This is a genomic window from Streptomyces sp. TLI_105, from assembly GCF_900105415.1.
Lineage (GTDB): Bacteria > Actinomycetota > Actinomycetes > Streptomycetales > Streptomycetaceae > Streptomyces.
Genome location: NZ_FNSM01000001.1, coordinates 8124748 through 8142121, shown reverse-complemented (window position 1 = coordinate 8142121; position 17374 = coordinate 8124748). Strand labels below are relative to the sequence as shown.

The window sequence follows — 17374 nt, the reverse complement described above, 5'->3', positions numbered from 1 at the left end:
CCTGGTCAACTGCTGAGGGGCCGTCGGGTTACGGTCGGACGGGCTCGGATCCGTCCGGGGACGCCACCGGCCGCCGCCCGCGTGCCCAGGCGAGCAGCAGCAGCGAGGCGGCCGCCGCGAGGGCGCACCAGGTGGAGACGAACTCGGTGCGCCACAGGAGGGCGCAGACGGCCGCTCCGAGGCCGGTGAGGAGTCCGAGGGTCCGCAGGAGCCGGTCGCGGGCGAGGAGCAGCGCCCCGACGGTGGCGAGCAGGTATCCGGTGAGGACCAGCGGCGCGTGCGGCAGGTCGACGGCGTAGCCGAGGGTGTGGCCCCGGATCTCGGCCGAGACGGGGCGGACGGCGAGGCGGTACGCGAGGACGGAGGCGGTCACGAGGCCGGCGGCGAGCGGCACGAGCAGGCGCGGCCGGTCGGCGGGGCGGGCCGCGGCGAGGACTCCGAGGGGCACCAAGAGGGGCAGCAGGGGGAGGGCGATCACGGCCCAGACGAGGGTGGCGGGCCCGGTTCCGCCGCCGGCGTGCCAGACGGCGGCCTCCACGACCTGGTGGGCACCGAGGAGCAGGGGCAGGGCGGCGAGCGGCACGTCCCCGGGGCGGCGTACGGAGGCCAGGGAGACGACACCGACGGCGCCGATCCCGAGGCCCGTCCAGAGGTCGGCGGTCGCACTCCAGCACATGGAGAATTTTTACCCTATATACGGCAAAACGGGTGGAACCGTATCGTGGTGGTGGTTGTCTCCGCCAGTGACACCCCTGTCCCCGGAACAGTAGAAATTGGGGGACGTCATGCATCACCGCCACACCCTCGCGGCCGTCGCCGCGGGAATCCTGCTGACCGCCGGGATCGGCGCCACGATCCCGGCAGGCGCGGCCGACGCCCCGACCCTGAGCGCCTCGACCCCGGCCACGGCCCTGGTCGTCAACGCCCGCTGGGGCGGCCACGCCACCTTCGACCGGCTCGTGATCGACGTACGGGGCGCCATGCCCCCGGTCACCGTCCATCAGACCCGCTCGCTCCACTACGACGGATCAGGGAACAGGGTCCCGCTCGCGGGGAAGTACTTCCTGGAGATCAAGCTCTCCCCCGCGGCCGCCCACGACGACGCCGGACGGTCCGTCTATCAGGGCCCCCGGCTGCTGAAGATCCATCTGCCCGCGCTCAAGGGGGTCGCGCTGACCGGCGACTTCGAGGGCGTGGTCGGCATCGGAGCCGCCTTCGACACCAAGCCCGAGTACAAGACCTTCCGGCTGCACTCGCCGGAGCGCTTCGTCGTCGACATCGCCCACCCGATGGTGGGCTGCCGGGCCTGAGCGCACGGGGTCGGGGCCCGTCCCGGTGGACGGGCCCCACGCTCACGTCCCGGCGGGTCCGCTCTCCACGTACACGGTCGACCCGCTCCTTCGCGCCCGGTCGATCACGGCGAGGCGGGCGAACTCGCGCGGGTTCATCTCCCGCTCCCACTCGTCCAGGGTCCGCAGGCGGTACTCGCTGTGTTCCTCGGGGTCGAGGACGACGGCGGCGATCTGTTCGTCCGTCAGCTCGCCCCCGTCGAAGATGAAGCCGATGTGGTTGGCCGGCCAGTCCGCGCCCCGGTCCGTGGCGAAGTGGGCGGCGAGGAGGCGCGGTTCGCCGGTGAAGACGATCCCGGTCTCCTCGTGGCACTCGCGCACCGCGGTCTCCCAGGGGGTCTCCCCCGGGTCCATGTTGCCGCCGGGCCACTGCCACGGCCGGGTCTGGTAGACGGCCCGGAGCTGGAAGGGGCGGCCTGCGGTGTCGGTGAAGTAGAGGCAGGCGTACGCCGTCGCTCTCGGCAGCGTGTCGACGTACTCGGCGGGCGGCAGCCAGGTGTTCGCCATGGGCGGCTCTCTCTCGACGGACCGGATGGGTCGCCTCCATCCAAGCGGTCCGGGGCGGGCGGGCCGGCGCCTCGCGAGTGGATCACCGGATCGTGTGAGCACCGCCGGTCCGTCAGACGGCGGAGACCAGACCCGCCTCGTACGCGATGATCACCAGCTGTACGCGGTCACGGGCGTCCAGCTTGGCGAGCAGCCGGGTGACGTAGGTCTTCGCGGTGGCGATGCTGATGTGGAGCGCCTCGGCGATCTCGGTGTTGGACAGACCGCGTCCGACGAGGGTGAGGACCTCGCGCTCGCGGTCGGTGATCCCCTCGGCGCGGCGGCGCGGGGCGGGCGCGGTCCTGGGGCGTTCGGTGAACTCCTTGATGAGGCGTCGGGTGACGCTGGGCGCGATGAGGGCGTCGCCGGAGGCGACGACGCGGACTGCGGCGAGGATGTCGTCCAGGGCCATGTCCTTGACGAGGAATCCGGACGCGCCCGCGTGGAGCGCCGCGTACACGTGGTCGTCGTCGTCGAAGGTGGTGAGGACGACGACCCGCGCGTCGGTGGGGCCCTCGGTGATGATCCGGGTGGCCTCGATGCCGTCCGTGCCGGGCATCCGCAGGTCCATGACGGCGACGTCGGCGCCGGTCTCCTCGACGAGACGGACGGCCTCGGCGCCGTTGGCGGCCTCGCCGACGACGACGAGGTCCGTCGTGTCGGTGATGACCATCCGGAGCGCGGTGCGCACCAGGGGCTGGTCGTCGGCGAGGACGACGCGGACCGGCTGCCCGGTGGTGGTCTGGCTCATCGTGGGGTGGCTCCTGTAGGCAGGGGAAGGCGGGCGGTGACGCGGAAACCGCCGCCGGGGCGGGGTCCCGCGCTGAACTCTCCGTGCAGCACAGCGACGCGCTCCCGCATCCCGGTCAGGCCGTACCCGGAGCCGGGGCCCGGGCTCACGCGCGCGTGGCCGGGGACGGGGCCGTGGTCCTCGACGGTGAGGGCGAGGGACTCCGGGTCACGGTGGTCGACGGTGACCGTGCAGGAGTCGGCGCCCGAGTGCCGTACGACGTTGGTGACGGACTCCTGGACGATCCGGAACGCGGAGAGGTCGATGTCCGGGGGCAGCGGGCCCGGGACTCCGACCCTGCGGACGGCGACCCGGACACCGGCGCTTCCGGTGAGTTCGGCGAGCCGGTCGAGTGCGGCGAGACCGGGCATCTCGGGGAGTCCCCGGACTTCGGCGGAGATCGCGGTACGGCCGGGGGCGGTCTCGGCACCGCCGATCGCGGCCGTCGTACGGCCGGTGGCGGTCGTCGCACGGTCGGTGGCGGCCGGGGCCGTGTCGGGGCGTGCCTCCGCTTCCCTGTCCGTGTCCGCCGTGCGCAGGGCTCCGAGCATCCGGCGCAGGCCCGCGAGGGTCTCGCGGCTCGCCGTCTCGATCTCGGTGAGGGCCTGCCGGGCCGCCTCGGGCTGGGTCGCGATGACGCGCCGGGCTGCCCCGGCCTGGAGGGCGACGATGCCGATGCTGTGGGCGACCGTGTCGTGCATCTCGCGGGCTATCCGGAGGCGTTCGGTGGTGACAGCCCGCTCGGTGGCCTGGGCGCGGCTCCGCTCCGCGTACTCCCGGGCCTGCCCTTCCGAACGGCCGAGGAGCCAGGCCACGAGGGCGGTCAGGGCGACCGCGAGGGTGCTCGTGGTGCCGGCGCTCCAGCCGGCGAGCAGACGGACAGCCACGTAGGCGACGAGCAGTCCGAGGGCGAGCAGGAGCGCCCGCCATGCCTCGGGGCGGGGACGGGCGGCGGCGATGGCGTAGAGCGCGACGTCGACCGCGAGGTACTGGGCGAAGGGGATGGCGGTGACGCCGAGGGGGGTGGAGGCGATGACCGAGGCGACGAGGAGGTGGTTGAGGGCGGCGGTCGGACGGCGGGCGAGGAGGGCGCCGCCGCGCAGGGTGAGGAGGGTGCCGACGGTCAGCATGAGGAGGCCGTCCCAGCGCAGGATGACGAAGCCGGGCAGGACGTCGGGCCCTTCCTGACCGGGCACGGGCATCCGGAGGAGGGCGGTGAAGGCGATGCCCGCGCCCCAGGCGACGGCGGCCCACCCGCCGGGCGTGACCCTCTTGAAGAACGGTGCTGACGGGGTGGCGGACATGCGGTGATCGTAAACGGCGGCCCCTGCGGCGGGCATCGGACCGGGGGTGTACGACCTGGGGTGACAGGGCCCGCCGCGGATTGTCCGTGCTGGTCCGATGCCCGGCGCGGGGCCCGGACGGCACGGTGGTGCCCATGATCGAAGTCAGGGAACTCACCAAGCGCTACGGCGCCACGACCGCCGTCGACGCGCTCACCTTCACGGTCCGGCCGGGCCGGGTCACCGGATTCCTCGGCCCGAACGGATCGGGCAAGAGCACCACCTTGCGGATGATGCTGGGCCTGCACGCGCCGACGAGCGGCTCGGTGACGGTCGACGGCCGGCCGTTCGCGGACCGGCCGCGCGGCCTGCGGCACGTCGGCGCGCTCCTCGACGCCGGGGACGTGCACGGCGGCCGCACCGCGCGGGCGCATCTGGCGGTCCTGGCGCGCAGCAACCGCATCCCGCTCTCCCGGGTCGACGAGGTCCTGGAGGAGGTGGGCCTGGCGGGGGCGGCCAAGCGCCGGATCGGCGGGTACTCGCTGGGCATGCGGCAGCGGCTCGGCATCGCCGGGGCGCTGCTCGGCGACCCGCCGGTGCTGCTGTTCGACGAGCCGCTGAACGGCCTCGACCCGGAGGGCGTGAAGTGGGTGCGGGGACTGTTCCGGCGGCTGGCGGAGGAGGGCCGCACGGTCTTCGTGTCGAGTCACCTGATGACGGAGATGGAGCACACGGCGGACGAGTTGGTGGTCATCGGCCGGGGAGCGCTGATCGCGGCGGAGAGCCTGACGGAGTTCGCCGCGCGGGGCAGGCGCCTGAGCGTGACGGTCGGCACGCCGGACCGGGCGCGCCTGACGGCGCTGCTGCTCGGGGAGGGCGCGGAGGTCGAGGAGGAGGCCGGTCTGCTGACGGTGACCGGGCTCTCGGCGGCCCGCGTCGGCGAACTGGCCCTTGAGCACCGGGTGCTGCTCGACCAGCTCACCACCCGTACGGCCTCCCTGGAGGAGGCGTTCATGGAACTGACCGCCGACAGCGTCGAGTACCTGGCAGGAGACGCCCGATGACGACCCTCGATGTTCCCGTGGCCTCCGTGGTGGAGCCCCGCGCCCGTTTCCGTGACCTGGTGGGGTCGGAGTGGCTGAAGCTGTGGTCGCTGCGCTCGACGGGCTGGTCGCTGCTGCTCGGCGCGCTCGTCGTGGTCGCCTTCAACTTCGGCACCGCCTGGGACCACTACCGCTACTGGCTCCAGTACGACGAGGCGAGCCGGGCCGAGTTCGTGGCGAACGGCATGGCGCTGTGGGACGCCTTCACGTACAACGCGGCGCTGGTCCTGATCCTCGCCTCGGCCGCCATGGGAGCGGTCGCGGTGGTCGGCGAGTACGGCAGCGGGCTGATCCGCACGACGTTCACGGCGGTGCCGGCACGGGGTGCGCTCATGGCGGCGAAGGTGCTGGTCGTGGCGGTGGTGCAGACCGTGTTCGGGGCGGTGGTCGCCGTCGGTTCGTTCTGGTCGACGCAGGCGATGCTGTCGGCCCGGGACATCGGGCTGCCGATCACCCACCCGGGGGCAGGGCGCATCGTGGTGGCCTCGGCCCTGCTCGCCCCGGTGTGCGCGGTGGGCGGGATGGCGATCGGCGCGCTGTTGCGGAAGGCCGCGGTCTCGATCGTCGGCGCGGTGGTCCTGTTCCTGCTGCTGCCCGCGGTGCTCTCGGACCGGCGTCACCTGACGGCGGTGCTCGCGCACGCGACGCCGCTGCACGCCTGGCGGCGGCTCGCGGACGCGGGACCGCCCGCCGGGGAGCTGTTCCCGTGGTCGGCGGGCGGCGCGTGGCTGGTGTTCGTGCTGTGGGCGCTGGGCGGGGCGGTGGTGACGGTCCTCGCGGTGCGGGGCCGGGACCAGTAGGGGTCACCCGGGGCGCCGCAGTCGGCGGAGGACGAGGTTTTCGTGGACGAGGCGCCCGACGAGGGCGCCTCCGTACACGACGAATCCGACGCCGACGAGCCAGGACTGGAGGACGAGGACGGTGCCGAACTGACCGTACGTCACGGCGTTCGAGGCGATCAGCGGGGAGAAGACGAGCTGCGAGAAGACCCGCAGCCCGAGCAGTCCGAGGGCGGTGAGCACGGCGCCGGGGGCGAGGGCGCGCCAGCGGATGCGGCCGCAGAGCAGGAAGCGCTGGGACCACCAGAAGAAGACGAAGGTGCCGAGGAGGTCGCCGAAGGCGACGAGGGTGGTGACGCCCGCCGACGCGTTCTCGGGTGCGGGGAAGGCGACGAAGAGCAGCAGGGACGCGATGAGGACGCCGAGCCAGACGACGTGCCGCCACATGGTGTGCCAGCGGGCGGTGGGGAGGTCCCAGACCCGCTCGTACCCGGTCTGTACGGCGGATCCGAAGGTGACGCCGAAGGCGGCGAGGGCGGCGAGGCCGAAGGCGGTGGTGCGTTGCAGGGCCTGTCCCGGCTGGCCGAAGAGCCGCTCGACCTCCTCCTGGGAGACCTCGGAGACGCCGAGGCCCTGGACGAGCCAGCGGGCGAAGCCGTGGCCGCTGGCGAGGTCGGCCGCGGCGATGACGATGAGCAGGGGGACGAGGGTGAGCAGGCTGAGCGCCGCGAAGCCCATGGCGCGGTGCATGAGTTCCATGGCCCGGCCTCGGCTCCAGGCGAGGCCGATCGAGGAGGCGAGCACGCGCGTGTGGAGCCGTGCGAACCAGTGACCGTGTTCGGCGGGGGCACCGCCGCGCGGCGGACCGGGTGTGGAGGGCATGCCTGGTGAGGTACCCGGCGGGGCGCGGGGACATCTCAGGAGTGGGGCCGAACGGGTGGGCGGTCCCGGCTCGGGTCACCGGGCCGGGAGCGGGCGGGCGCCGGGGCCGGGGCGGACGGTGACGTCGCGGGCGGTGAGGGTGGCCCGTTCCTCGCCCTCGCACTGGACGACGACGCGGACGGGGGCGCCGCAGTCGGTGTGCCGGATGTCGAGAACCGGGCCCTCGGGCTCGGCGGCGTGGGTGTCGCCCCACTGCTTGAGGGCGAGGAGCACGGGCCAGAGGTCGACGCCCTTGCGGGTGAGCCGGTACTCGTTGCGGGTGCGGGCGCCGGGTTCGCGGTAGGGCTCGCAGCGCAGGACCCCGGCGGCGACGAGTTTGCGGAGGCGGTCGGCGAGGACGGCTTCCGAGAGGCCGAGGTGGTGGCGGAACTCCTCGTACCGGCGGACGCCGTTGAAGGCCTCGCGCAGGATGAGCAGGCTCCATTTCTCGCCCACGACGTCCAGGGCACGGCGGACCGGGCAGTTCTCCGTATCCGTCTCCAGCCAGTTCATCCGCCCACTGTAGCCACCTGGCTCTGTCGTTGACAGCCAGCCGACACGGAAGCTAGCTTCGCCATACAGAGTCAGATGATGAGCGGAGTGGAGCGGTGATGGGGCGGTCACGCACGGTCGAGTGGGAGGACGCCGGGGCCACCGCGCGCGCCGCGATGTCGATGGCGGGCATCGACTTCCTGCGGGAGATGGTGGCGGGCCGGCTGCCCGGTCCGCCGATAGCCGCCCTGCTCGGCTTCACCCTGGAGGAGGTCGAGCCGGGACGCGCGGTGTTCGCGCTCGAACCCGGCGAGGAGCACTACAACCCGATCGGAAGCGTGCACGGCGGGGTCTACGCGACCCTGCTCGACTCAGCCGCCGGCTGCGCGGTGCACAGCACGCTCCCGCACGGCACGGCGTACACCTCGCTCGACCTGTCGACCCGCTTCCTCCGCCCGATCACGATGGACACGGGCAAGATCCGGGCCGTCGGCACGGTGCTGTCGCAGGGGCGCCGCACGGCACTGGCCGAGGCGGGCCTGTACGACGCGGAGGACCGGCTCCTCGCTCACGCGACGAGCACGTGCATGCTCTTCCCTGTTCCCTCGTAGCCCTGCCGGTTCCCGGGGATTCAGCGGGTGCCGGAGACGGGGAGGGTGCGGGTGCAGCCGTCCGGGGCGACGTCGGGGACGCCGTTGGCCTGGAGGGCCGCGCTCACCAGGGTGGCGAGCAGGTCGATGTCCGAGCCCATGTCCAGACGGACCGTCACCCAGCCCGATCCGGCCCGCAGACGGACCGCGCTCGACCCGAGGAGGGCCGGGCGCAGCTTCGCGACCATGGCGCGCGTGAGGTGGACGTCCGCCTCGTGTTCACCGTGGAAGTGGACGATCTCCTGCGTCCCGGTGCCCAGTCCGACCTCGGCGCCGCAATGGGTGCGACCGGGGGTCAGCGAGGGCCAGCTCATCAGACGTTCACTGGCATGCCTGGCCGTGTTCATACGAGGAGCGTGCCGGGCCACGGGGCCGCGCACAAGCGTCCTGCCGCAACAATCCCGCCGCGGCGTGAAACAGGTCGTCGGCGGGGGTGGTGTGACCGTGCGTCACGGCTGCGCGTGGAGGCGGGGTGACTCTGTGTCATGGTGCGGGGCGGGCGCGGACGCGGGCGGCGAGGACGGCCACGTCGTCCTCCGCGTGATGCGCGTCGAGGCGGTGGAGCACCTCTTCGACGACCTGCTCGGGGCCGGAGCCCGCGGGGAGCCGGAGGGCGGCGAGGCGGGCGAGCGACAGGTCGATGTCCTCCCCGCGCCGCTCGACGAGGCCGTCGGTGAAGATCAGCAGGGTCTCGCCCGGGGCGAGCGGGCGCGTGGTCGGTTCGTAGCCGCCGACGCCGGTGCCCAGCGGCGGCCCCACCGGGAGGTCGACGAGCTCGGCGGAGCCGTCCGGGCCGAACACGGCGGGCGGCAGATGCCCGGCGCCGGCGAAGGTCGCGGTGCCGCGGGCCGGGTCCACCCGGACGAGCAGGCAGGTGGCGGGGCGGCGGGCATCGTCCTGGGCGACCACCGAGTCGAGGTGGCGCAGCACCCGGTGCGGCGGCAGATCGGTCGCGGCGGCCTCGCGGAGCGCCGTGCGGTAGGCGTTCATGTCGACGGCCGCGTCGAGCCCGTGGCCCATCACGTCGCCGACGACGAGGAGGCTGCGGCCGAAGTGGAGGCGCACGGTCTCGAACCAGTCGCCGCCCACGAGGGCGCGGGGGCCCGCCGGGAGGTAGCCTCCCGCGATCTCCAGGTTGGGGTGCGGTCGGCCGGGTTCGGCGACGAGGGCGCGCTGGAGGTGGAGCGCGGTGTCCTCGGTGGCGGCGAGGCGGCGGACATGGCCGAGGTGCCGGGCGGCCAGCCGGGCCGCGTGCCGGAGGACCGCGGCCTCGTCGGCCGAGAAACCGGGCCCGTGGCGCGTGACGATCACGGTCCCGAAGGGAGCCTCGTCGTGAACGGCGAGGGGGACGGCGAGGCTGGGGGCGTCCGGGCCCGCGGCGGAGGCCCGTGCCGCGACGGAGCCCGCGCGGGAAGCCCGGGAGGCGCGTGGACCCGCGGCGGAGGCCCCGGGCGCGGCCCCGAAGGTCACCGGGCCTGCGGCGGATGCCCGTGCCGCCACGGAGCCCGCGCGGGAAGCCCGGGAGGCGGCCGGGCCCGCGGCGGAGGCTCCGGGGGGTGGCAGGTCGGTCGATGCCGCGCGGCGGGCCGGGGCTCCCGGTGCGTCGAGCAGGTCGACCGCGACGGCGCCGTGGAGGTGGTGGGCGAGGAAGGCCGCGAGTTCGCGGCAGGTGGTCGTCTCGTCGAGCGTCGTGCCGATCTCGCCGATCGCCTGCTCCAGGGCCCGTGCCCTGGTCAGGAGGGTCTCCTCCCGTTCCGTCACGACACCTCCACCGCCGTGCGGGCCTCCGGGTCGCGTACCCGGTCCCCCCATTGCACCACCACGCGACCGCCCCGTGCTCGGCACGGAGCTCGCGCGGGACGGTTGTGCGGTGGTGCCCGATCTGATCAAGTACAGCTGAGGCTACTGGCCAGTAAGAGATTCCGCTTCCCCGGGGGGACAGCCATGACGACCGGATTCTTCACCTCCGTCGACGACGTCGCCGAACGGCTCGCCACGACCGGCTACCTGGCGTCGCCGGCCGTCGCCACCACCGTCTTCCTCGCCGACCGGCTGGGCAAGCCGCTGCTCGTCGAGGGGCCGGCCGGCGTCGGCAAGACGCAGCTCGCCAAGGCCGTCACCGAGGCCACGGGGGCGCGTCTGGTCCGGCTGCAGTGCTACGAGGGCGTGGACGAGTCCCGCGCGCTGTACGAGTGGAACCACGCCAAGCAGCTGCTGCGCATCACGGCCGGGCGGGGCGAGTCCTGGGACGAGACGCGGACGGACATCTTCGGCGAGGAGTTCCTGCTCCCCCGGCCGCTGCTCACCGCGATCCGCTCCGAGGAGCCGACGGTGCTGCTCGTCGACGAGACCGACAAGGCCGACGTCGAGGTGGAGGGGCTGCTCCTCGAGGTGCTCGGCGACTTCCAGGTGACCGTGCCCGAGCTCGGCACGATCACGGCGACGCGGCGGCCGTTCACCGTGCTCACCTCGAACGCCAGCCGTGAGCTGTCCGAGGCGCTGCGCCGCCGCTGTCTCTTCCTGCACATCGGTTTCCCCGAGGAGGAGCTGGAGCGCAGGATCGTGACCCTCAAGGTCCCCGGCCTCGACGCCGAACTCGCCGCGTCCGTCGTACGGGTCGTGGGGGCGCTGCGGGCGATGGACCTGCGGAAGGTGCCGTCCGTGTCGGAGACGATCGACTGGGCCCGCACGCTGCTCGCGCTCGGCGCGGACCGGCTGGACGAAGGGGTCGTACGGGAGACCCTCGGCGTCCTCCTCAAGCACCAGGAGGACATCGTGAAGGCGGCGGCCAAGCTCGACCTGGACACGGTGTGAGCCCGGCGGACAAGGACGGCCCGGCGGACAGGGACGGGGCTGCGGCCGGGGTCGGCCCGGCCCGCACGGACCGCCCGGCGGACGCCGGGTCCGGGGCCGGGGCGAGCCTCGCCGGCACGGACCGCCCGGCGGCCGCCGCCGGGGCCGTGGTGCGGCTCACCGGGCTCGTCTCGACGCTGCGCGCCCACGGGTTCGGAATCGGGACCGGGGAGACCGTGGACGCGGGACTGGCCCTCGAAGCCGTCGGCTTCACCGAACGGGAGCGGGTCCGGGAGGCGCTGGCGGCGACGCTGCTCCACGGAGAGGGCCAACGGACGGTGTTCGACCAGGTCTTCGACCTGTACTTCCCGCTGGGCGCCGCTCCCGGCCCGGCCGAGGCGTACGAGAACACGCCCGCGGGCCTCGCCGCGCTGCGGGACCGGCTCGCCGAGGCCCTCACCGCCGGAGACGGCGCCGCACTCGACCGGCTGGCCGCCGAGGCGGTGGGCGGGTTCGGCGGCTACGGCTCCGGTCCGGAGTCGGACGGCTGGTCCTCGTACCAGACGCTCTCCCGGCTGCGCCCCGAGACGCTGCTCGCCCGGGTGCGCGAGCGGCTGCGCGCGACGGCCACGGACGATGACCCCGAGTTCACCGAGCGGCTGCTCGACGACGAGATCCGGCGGCGCATCGAGGCCTTCCGGGAGCGCGTGCGGACCGAGGCCCGGCGGCGCGTCGCCGAGCGGCAGGGCCGTGACCGGGTCGCGCGGCGGGCGGTCGCGGGGACGGCGGACAGCGTGGACTTCCTGCTGGCCGGACGGGCGCAGCTGGACGAGTTGCGGCGTACGGTACGGCCGCTGGCGCGGAAGCTGGCCACCCGGCTCGCGGCGCGGCGGCGCCGGGCGGCGCGCGGAGAGATCGATCTGCGGCGGACTCTGCGCGGCTCGCTGTCGACCGGGGGCGTGCCGGTGCGCCCGGTCCTGCGACGGCGCCGTCCCCGGCGTCCCGAACTGGTCCTGCTGTGTGACGTGTCGGGCTCGGTGGCCGGTTTCGCGCAGTTCACGATGCTGCTGGTGCAGGCCTTGCACGACCAGTTCAGCCGTGTGCGGGTCTTCGCCTTCGTCAACCGGGTGGACGAGGTGACCGGGCTGATCGCGCGGGGCGCGGCCGACCCGGCGGGGCTCGGCGACCGCATCCTCGCGGAGGCGGAGCTCACGGGGTGGCACGGGCAGAGCGACTACGGGACGGCGCTCGGGGAGTTCGCCGAGCGGTACGCGGAGGCGGTCGGCCCGCGCACGGTCGTCTTCGTCCTCGGCGACGCCCGCACCAACGGTGCCGATCCGAATCCGGCGGCGCTGCGTCTCGTCGCGGACCGCGCGCGCCGGGTCCACTGGCTCAACCCCGAGCAGCCCTCGCTCTGGGGGACGGGCGACTCGGTGGCCCCGGCCTACGCCGAGCTCGTGGAGATGCGCCCGTGCCGCAACGCCCGCCAGCTGGGGGAGCTGATCGGCCGGCTGCTCCCGGTGTGACGGGGGGCCCGCCGCCGGCCGCCGCGCCGTCGACCGGCCTGCCGCTCCGCCCCTGTGGCACGATCGCTCCATGGCAGACGGATCCGACCGGCCCGAGACGGACCTCCCCCGGGGAATCGGCGCGCCCGCGACCCGCGCGCTCGTCACCGCCGGGTACACCCGGCTCGCTCAGCTCGCCGGCGTGCCCGCCGCCGAGCTGGCCGTGCTGCACGGCGTGGGGCCGAAGGCCCTGCGCGTGCTGAGCGAGGCGCTCGCGGAGCAGGGCCTTTCCCTGGGCTGAGGGCCGCCCGGTTGTACGACGGACGGCCCCTCGAACTAGCGTGGCCCCCATGGAACTCTTGGGAGAGATCACGGCCGACCGCCCCCTGCTCGTCCTCGCCGTCAAGGAGGAGGCGCAGTTCCTCGACACGGAGCTGCCCGTCCTGCTCACCGGCATGGGCAAGGTGAACGCGGCGACCGCGCTCGCCACCGTCCTCGGCCGGGGCCCGCGGCCGTCCGGGATCGTGAACCTCGGGACGGCCGGGGCCCTGCGGCCGGGCTGGACCGGGACGCACGTCATCGGCACGGTGGTGCAGCACGACCTCGACGGCGAGCTGCTCGCCACGCTGACCGGCGAGACGTACGGCGCTCCGCTGACGCTGCCGGACGGCGGTGACGTGGTCCTGGCCACCGGCGACACGTTCGTCTCGGACGAGGCGGCGCGCGCCCGGCTCGCCGAGCGGGCGCCGCTGGTGGACATGGAGGGGTACGCGCTCGCCGCGGCGGCGGAGCTCGCCGGGGTGCCGCTGCGCATCGTGAAGCACGTCAGCGACGAGGCCGGCGACGGTGCCGCGCGCACCTGGCGTGAATCCGTCGCCGAGTGCGCGCGGGCGCTGGCCGACTGGGCGGAGGCGAACACCCCGTACCGCTCCTGACCCCCGCCCGGGAGCGGCTCAGCGGTGCTGGAAGTGGACCTCCGGGTTCTCGGGCGTCGGGCCGTCGAGGACCGGGCGCGGTATCCCGCGCAGGTGCTGGTCGAAGAAGGCCGCGACGTAGGTCCGGGTGACGGTGACGGCCCGGTCGGCGGGCAGCTCGGGCTGGGGCAGTCCGAAGTGACGTGAGATCACGGGGCCGTCGGAGAAGGTGAAGTGTTCGGATCCGGCGACCGTGATCCAGCGCTTCCAGCCGTCGAGCGCGGTCCACGCCCGGTCCCAGCTGGTGTCCTTCCCGCCGGGCAGGTGCATGCTGTCGTGGGTTCCGAGCATCAGGAACGGGCGGCCCCGCAGTCCCTCCGCCGGGAGGTCCTCCCAGAAGGAGCCGTCCATGTTGATCCCGGCGTCGATCCGCGGATCGGCCACCATGGCGGAGGCCGCGCTCGCCCCGCCGATGGAGTGGCCGGCCATGCCGACGCGGCGGGCGTCGATCACGTCGGCGTACCGCCAGACGGGCTCGGGCCCGGTCAGCCGGTCCAGGACGTACCGCATGTCCGCGGCGCGCGTGGAGGTGACCACACTGCCGTGCACCCCGCCCCCGTCGAGGGCCGTGCAGGCGACGCAGGTGAGGGTGCGGCCGCCGGGAAGGCTGATCCCGAACGACTCGTAGGCGTGGTCGACGGAGGCCACGACGTACCCCCGCGAGGCGAGGTCCTCGGCGAGGTGGGTGAGCGTCCAGCGGGAGACGCTGAAGCCCGGCGAGAGCAGCACCAGGGGGTGCCGGCCGGGCGCGGGCCTGACGCCGGTCCTGCTGTGGGTGCGGGTGCGGGCCAGCACGTCACCGGAGACCCCGGGCCCGAGCTGCTCGGCGAGCAGCCGCGCCTCCTCCTGCGTGGCGTACGGGGCGGGGCGGCCGCCGCCGGGGTGGGCGGCCGGGTAGTGCAGCGTGACCATGAGCGCCCGGCCGTCGGCGGTGGGTACCCAGGGGTCGGTACGGGAGCGGTCGACGAGCGGCAGGACCGTGCTGCCGACGGCGTACGGTCCGGTGGGCGCCGGCAGCGTGGCGGCCCGGGTCGCCTGTGCCGTACCGGCGACGGCCGGAGCGCCGGTCGCCGGGCCGGCCGCCGTGGCGACACCGGCGGGTAAGGCGAGGGAGCAGACGAGAACGGCGGCCGCGGCCGCCCTGGTGAATCGGATCATGGGGGCACGCTAGGCGCCGGCGCGGGGCCCGCGCGTCCGTCCCCGGGCCGACCTTCGGTCAGCCCGGGGTCTGACACGGGATCCGGCCCGAGGGGGAGCGGAGGGCGGGGCGGGACCAGGGCCAGGACCAGACGTCCGGCGGGAAACCGGGCCGGGACCGGCGGGCCGACTCCCCTCCCCCTCCGCCGTCCTGACGTCCCGTCGGTCGGGACGGCCTTGACAGTGCGGAAGGCGGCCTGCCTATGGTGAGGCGTCCCCGTCCACGCACCCGGACGGGACCGTAACCGGGGGAGGCGCACGTGCTCGCAACGATCGCCGTGACGCATGTCCCCGCCCGTTCGCGTGCCCGCCTGGTCTGCCGCCGGCACGTCGACTTCTGCCGTACCTCCTCGGCCATCTGTCCTTCCCCCCGCGCCTGACCCCGCCCCGCGTGGGTCCGCGCGTCCCGTGACGTCCCGTCGCCCGGTCCCCCGCAGCCGTGCCCCGCACCGCTGCCGTGCCGTCGCGCGTCCCTGTCGTTCGGAAGGACTCCCATGCCCCGCCCTGCCCTGCACCTGGCCGTCGAGATCGACGGCGACGGTGCCCATCCCGCCGCGTGGCGCCGTGCCGCCCACTCCCCCGGCGAGCTGCTGGCCCCTCGTCGGCTCGCCCGGGTCGCGGCCGTCGCCGAGAACGCCGGGTTCACCCTGGTCACCCTGGAGGACTCGATCCTGCCGCCCGGCTCCGGGAACGGCACCGGTCCCGTGGGCCGGATCGGCGCGGTGGAGCGGGCCGCGTTCGTGGCCGCGTCGACGAGCGTCCTCGGTGTGGCGCCGGTCGTGGCGACCACGTACGCCGAGCCGTTCCACGTCTCCTCACAGCTCGCCTCGCTCGACCACGTCTCGGCCGGCCGGGCCGGCTGGGTCGTGGGGGTCGAGGAGGATCCGGCCGCCGCGCGCGCCTGGGGACGGCCGGTCGTCGAGGGTGCCGACGCCCTCGCCCGTGAGGCGCACGACGGCCTCCGAGTCGTACGGGACCTGTGGGACTCATGGGAGGACGACGCGGTGATCCGGTCGGTGGCCACCAGCCGCTACCTGGACCGGTCGCGGCTCCACGCCGTCGACTTCACGGGAGAGACGTACTCCGTGAAGGGCCCGTCAATCGTGCCGCGCCCGCCGCAGGGCCGGCCCGTGGTCCTCGCCCACCCGGGTCTCGTCCCGGCCGGCCTCGCCGATGTGGCGCTGGTCGGCGGGGCTGATCCGGCCGAGGCCGGCGAGGCGGCAGCGGCAGCGGGCGCACCTCTCGCCTTCGCCGAGCTGGAGGTCGCCCTCGACACCCCGGGCGAGACGGCCCGGGAGCGGGTCGCCGACCTGGAGCGGTACTCCCCTTGGGAGGCCGACCCGGACCGGCTGCGGTACACCGGGCCCGCGGCCGGTCTCGTGGATCTTCTGGCGGAGCTCGGCGGCCATGTCGACGGGGTGCGGCTGCGGCCGCTCGTCCTCGACGAGGACCTGGCGGTGCTCTCCCGTCTCGTCCTGCCCGAACTGTTCGTGCGGCGGCTCGCCGCGCGCCCGCTGCCGGGCACCACCCTGCGCAGCTCCCTGGGCCTCCCCCGGCCCCTCAGCCGCTTCACGACCGACGCTGCCGCCGCGCTCGCCGGGGAGGAGATCCGATGACCCGCGCCGATGTGAACGACGTCCCGCGCCCGGACGCCCAGCTGCACTTCGGGGTGTTCTTCCAGGGCGTCAACCACTGGACGATCTGGTCGGACCCGTCCAGCGGTTCCCAGATCGATCCGGCGTCCTTCCTGCGGGTGGCCAGGACCGCCGAGCGCGGACTCTTCGACGCGTTCTTCCTCGGGGACGGCCTGCGGCTGCGCGAGTCGGAGGGCGGCATCCACGAGCTGGACGTCGCCGGCCGCCCGGACTCGATCACCCAGCTGTCGGCGCTCGCCGCCGCGACCGAACGGATCGGTCTCGTCTCCACGTCCAACACCACCTTCAACGAGCCCGGCGACCTCGCCCGGCGGCTCGCGGGACTCGACCTGCTCTCCGGCGGCCGGGCCGGCTGGAACGTGGTGACCACCCACAACGCCTGGACCGGCGAGAACTTCCGGCGGGGCGGCTTCCTCGACCACGCCGACCGCTACCGGCGCGCCGAGGAGTTCCTCTCCGTCGCGCGCGCCGTGTGGAACGGCTGGGCGGAGGGCGCGGTCGCCGGTTCCGCCGAGTCCCGGTCCTGGTCGGTGCCGGGTGCGGTGGGACGCGTACGGTCGCGGACCGACCACTTCGACGTCGATCTGGCGCCGACGCTGCCGCGCAGCGCGCAGGGGCATCCGGTGATCTTCCAGGCGGGCGATTCCGGCGAGGGGCGGGACTTCGCGGCCCGCAACGCGGACGTGATCTTCTCCGCGCACGGTACGGACTTCGACGACGCGCTGGCCTTCGCCGAGGACATCCGGGGCCGGCTGCGGGCGGCCGGGCGGCGGGAGGACGCCCTGCGGATCCTGCCGGGCACGGAGATCGTCATCGGGGCCACCGAGAAGGAGGCGGAGGAGAAGGCCCGTTGGGTCCGCCTCGAACAGGTCACGCCCGCCGTCGCGCTGGGCATCGCGAGCCGGCTGTGGGGCTTCGACCTGTCCGGGCGGGACGCGGACGGCCCGCTGCCCGCCGAGGATCCGGTGGTCGCCGAGGACAGGGGGAAGTTCGGCACCCGCCAGCTGGGCGAAACCCTGGAGGTAGTGGCCGAGTGGCGGGCGAAGGCCGACGCCAACGGCTGGTCGCTGCGCGAGACGGTCATCGAGCTCGGTCCGCAGCGCGGGCACGTCGGCACCCCGGCCGGGCTCGCGGAGAAGTTCGCCCGGTTCGCCCGGTACGGCGCCGTCGACGGCTTCAACGTCTCGCCGTACCTGGTGCCGGACGGACTCGACGACATCGTGGAGCTGCTCGTGCCGGAGCTCCAGGAGCGGGGCGTGTACCGGACGGCGTACACGGGGACGACGCTGCGGGAGCATCTGGGGCTCGCGCCGGCGGTGTGACCTCTCGTTGCGGGT

At 74.4% G+C, this 17374-nt stretch carries 19 protein-coding genes; 10 read left to right on the top strand and 9 right to left on the bottom strand.

From position 1 onward, the window contains the following. Positions 1–28: 28 nt before the first annotated feature. Positions 29–676, bottom strand: a complete 648-nt coding sequence (locus tag BLW86_RS37030) for a DUF6629 family protein (protein WP_093878072.1) — start codon at positions 674–676, stop codon at positions 29–31. Between the two features lie 109 nt (positions 677–785). Here BLW86_RS37030 and BLW86_RS37025 point away from each other — a divergent pair, with 109 nt between their 5' ends. Continuing rightward, complete coding sequence (locus BLW86_RS37025; RefSeq protein ID WP_093879071.1) at positions 786–1310, top strand: AMIN-like domain-containing (lipo)protein; 525 nt, start codon at positions 786–788, stop codon at positions 1308–1310. A 42-nt stretch (positions 1311–1352) separates the two neighbouring features. Here the strand turns inward: BLW86_RS37025 and BLW86_RS37020 are convergent, their stop codons facing one another. From BLW86_RS37020 to BLW86_RS37010, 3 genes are all read right to left on the bottom strand, one after another. Then, positions 1353–1856, bottom strand: a complete 504-nt coding sequence (locus tag BLW86_RS37020; protein ID WP_093878071.1) for an NUDIX domain-containing protein — start codon at positions 1854–1856, stop codon at positions 1353–1355. Positions 1857–1968: 112 nt separating this feature from the next. Then, complete coding sequence (locus tag BLW86_RS37015) at positions 1969–2646, bottom strand: response regulator (RefSeq protein ID WP_093878070.1); 678 nt, start codon at positions 2644–2646, stop codon at positions 1969–1971. Beyond that, positions 2643–3989, bottom strand: a complete 1347-nt coding sequence (locus tag BLW86_RS37010; protein WP_256341570.1) for a sensor histidine kinase — start codon at positions 3987–3989, stop codon at positions 2643–2645. The genes BLW86_RS37015 and BLW86_RS37010 overlap by 4 nt, the downstream gene beginning before the upstream one ends. Before the next feature lie 134 nt (positions 3990–4123). On the opposite strand from BLW86_RS37010, the gene BLW86_RS37005 reads away from it, so the two are divergent. Continuing rightward, entirely contained in the window at positions 4124–5032 is a 909-nt protein-coding gene (locus tag BLW86_RS37005) for an ABC transporter ATP-binding protein (protein WP_093879070.1), read from the top strand. Beyond that, positions 5029–5871 (top strand): ABC transporter permease, encoded by an 843-nt coding sequence (locus BLW86_RS37000; RefSeq protein ID WP_093878068.1) that lies wholly within the window; start codon positions 5029–5031, stop codon positions 5869–5871. Before BLW86_RS37005 ends, BLW86_RS37000 begins: the two co-directional genes overlap by 4 nt. A gap of 3 nt (positions 5872–5874) precedes the next feature. On the opposite strand, the gene BLW86_RS36995 is transcribed toward BLW86_RS37000, so the two are convergent. Continuing rightward, a complete protein-coding gene (locus tag BLW86_RS36995; RefSeq protein WP_093878067.1) occupies positions 5875–6732 on the bottom strand; it encodes a YhjD/YihY/BrkB family envelope integrity protein in 858 nt (285 codons plus the stop codon). 75 nt (positions 6733–6807) lie between these two features. Continuing rightward, positions 6808–7284 carry a winged helix-turn-helix transcriptional regulator gene (locus BLW86_RS36990; protein ID WP_093878066.1) on the bottom strand — a complete coding sequence of 159 codons (477 nt, stop codon included), beginning with the start codon at positions 7282–7284 and terminating at the stop codon, positions 6808–6810. A 98-nt stretch (positions 7285–7382) separates the two neighbouring features. Here BLW86_RS36990 and BLW86_RS36985 point away from each other — a divergent pair, with 98 nt between their 5' ends. Next, entirely contained in the window at positions 7383–7874 is a 492-nt protein-coding gene (locus tag BLW86_RS36985) for a PaaI family thioesterase (RefSeq protein ID WP_093878065.1), read from the top strand. A gap of 20 nt (positions 7875–7894) precedes the next feature. Here BLW86_RS36985 and BLW86_RS36980 read toward each other — a convergent pair whose 3' ends face one another. Together BLW86_RS36980 and BLW86_RS36975 are read right to left on the bottom strand one after the other, a co-directional pair. After that, positions 7895–8260: a luciferase domain-containing protein gene (locus tag BLW86_RS36980; RefSeq protein ID WP_256341569.1), complete on the bottom strand. Its 366-nt coding sequence runs from the start codon at positions 8258–8260 to the stop codon at positions 7895–7897. 136 nt (positions 8261–8396) lie between these two features. Continuing rightward, positions 8397–9674, bottom strand: coding sequence for a PP2C family protein-serine/threonine phosphatase (locus tag BLW86_RS36975; RefSeq protein WP_093878063.1), 1278 nt, complete (start codon positions 9672–9674; stop codon positions 8397–8399). Positions 9675–9857: 183 nt separating this feature from the next. On the opposite strand from BLW86_RS36975, the gene BLW86_RS36970 reads away from it, so the two are divergent. From BLW86_RS36970 to BLW86_RS36955, 4 genes are all read left to right on the top strand, one after another. Continuing rightward, the gene (locus BLW86_RS36970) at positions 9858–10727 is read left to right on the top strand and encodes an AAA family ATPase (RefSeq protein ID WP_093878062.1); all 870 of its coding nucleotides are present in this window, start codon (positions 9858–9860) and stop codon (positions 10725–10727) included. A 146-nt stretch (positions 10728–10873) separates the two neighbouring features. Beyond that, the gene (locus BLW86_RS36965) at positions 10874–12232 is read left to right on the top strand and encodes a VWA domain-containing protein (RefSeq protein WP_093879069.1); all 1359 of its coding nucleotides are present in this window, start codon (positions 10874–10876) and stop codon (positions 12230–12232) included. Between the two features lie 70 nt (positions 12233–12302). Further along, positions 12303–12512 carry a helix-hairpin-helix domain-containing protein gene (locus BLW86_RS36960; protein WP_093878061.1) on the top strand — a complete coding sequence of 70 codons (210 nt, stop codon included), beginning with the start codon at positions 12303–12305 and terminating at the stop codon, positions 12510–12512. A gap of 49 nt (positions 12513–12561) precedes the next feature. Continuing rightward, on the top strand, positions 12562–13146 hold the full coding sequence (locus tag BLW86_RS36955) for a nucleosidase (RefSeq protein WP_177181861.1): 585 nt from the start codon (positions 12562–12564) through the stop codon (positions 13144–13146). Between the two features lie 18 nt (positions 13147–13164). On the opposite strand, the gene BLW86_RS36950 is transcribed toward BLW86_RS36955, so the two are convergent. Beyond that, entirely contained in the window at positions 13165–14343 is a 1179-nt protein-coding gene (locus BLW86_RS36950) for an alpha/beta hydrolase family protein (protein ID WP_093878059.1), read from the bottom strand. A 533-nt stretch (positions 14344–14876) separates the two neighbouring features. On the opposite strand from BLW86_RS36950, the gene BLW86_RS36945 reads away from it, so the two are divergent. Beyond that, positions 14877–15998: an LLM class flavin-dependent oxidoreductase gene (locus BLW86_RS36945; RefSeq protein ID WP_093878058.1), complete on the top strand. Its 1122-nt coding sequence runs from the start codon at positions 14877–14879 to the stop codon at positions 15996–15998. Continuing rightward, positions 15995–17359, top strand: coding sequence for an NtaA/DmoA family FMN-dependent monooxygenase (locus tag BLW86_RS36940; protein ID WP_093878057.1), 1365 nt, complete (start codon positions 15995–15997; stop codon positions 17357–17359). The genes BLW86_RS36945 and BLW86_RS36940 overlap by 4 nt, the downstream gene beginning before the upstream one ends. Positions 17360–17374: the final 15 nt, after the last annotated feature.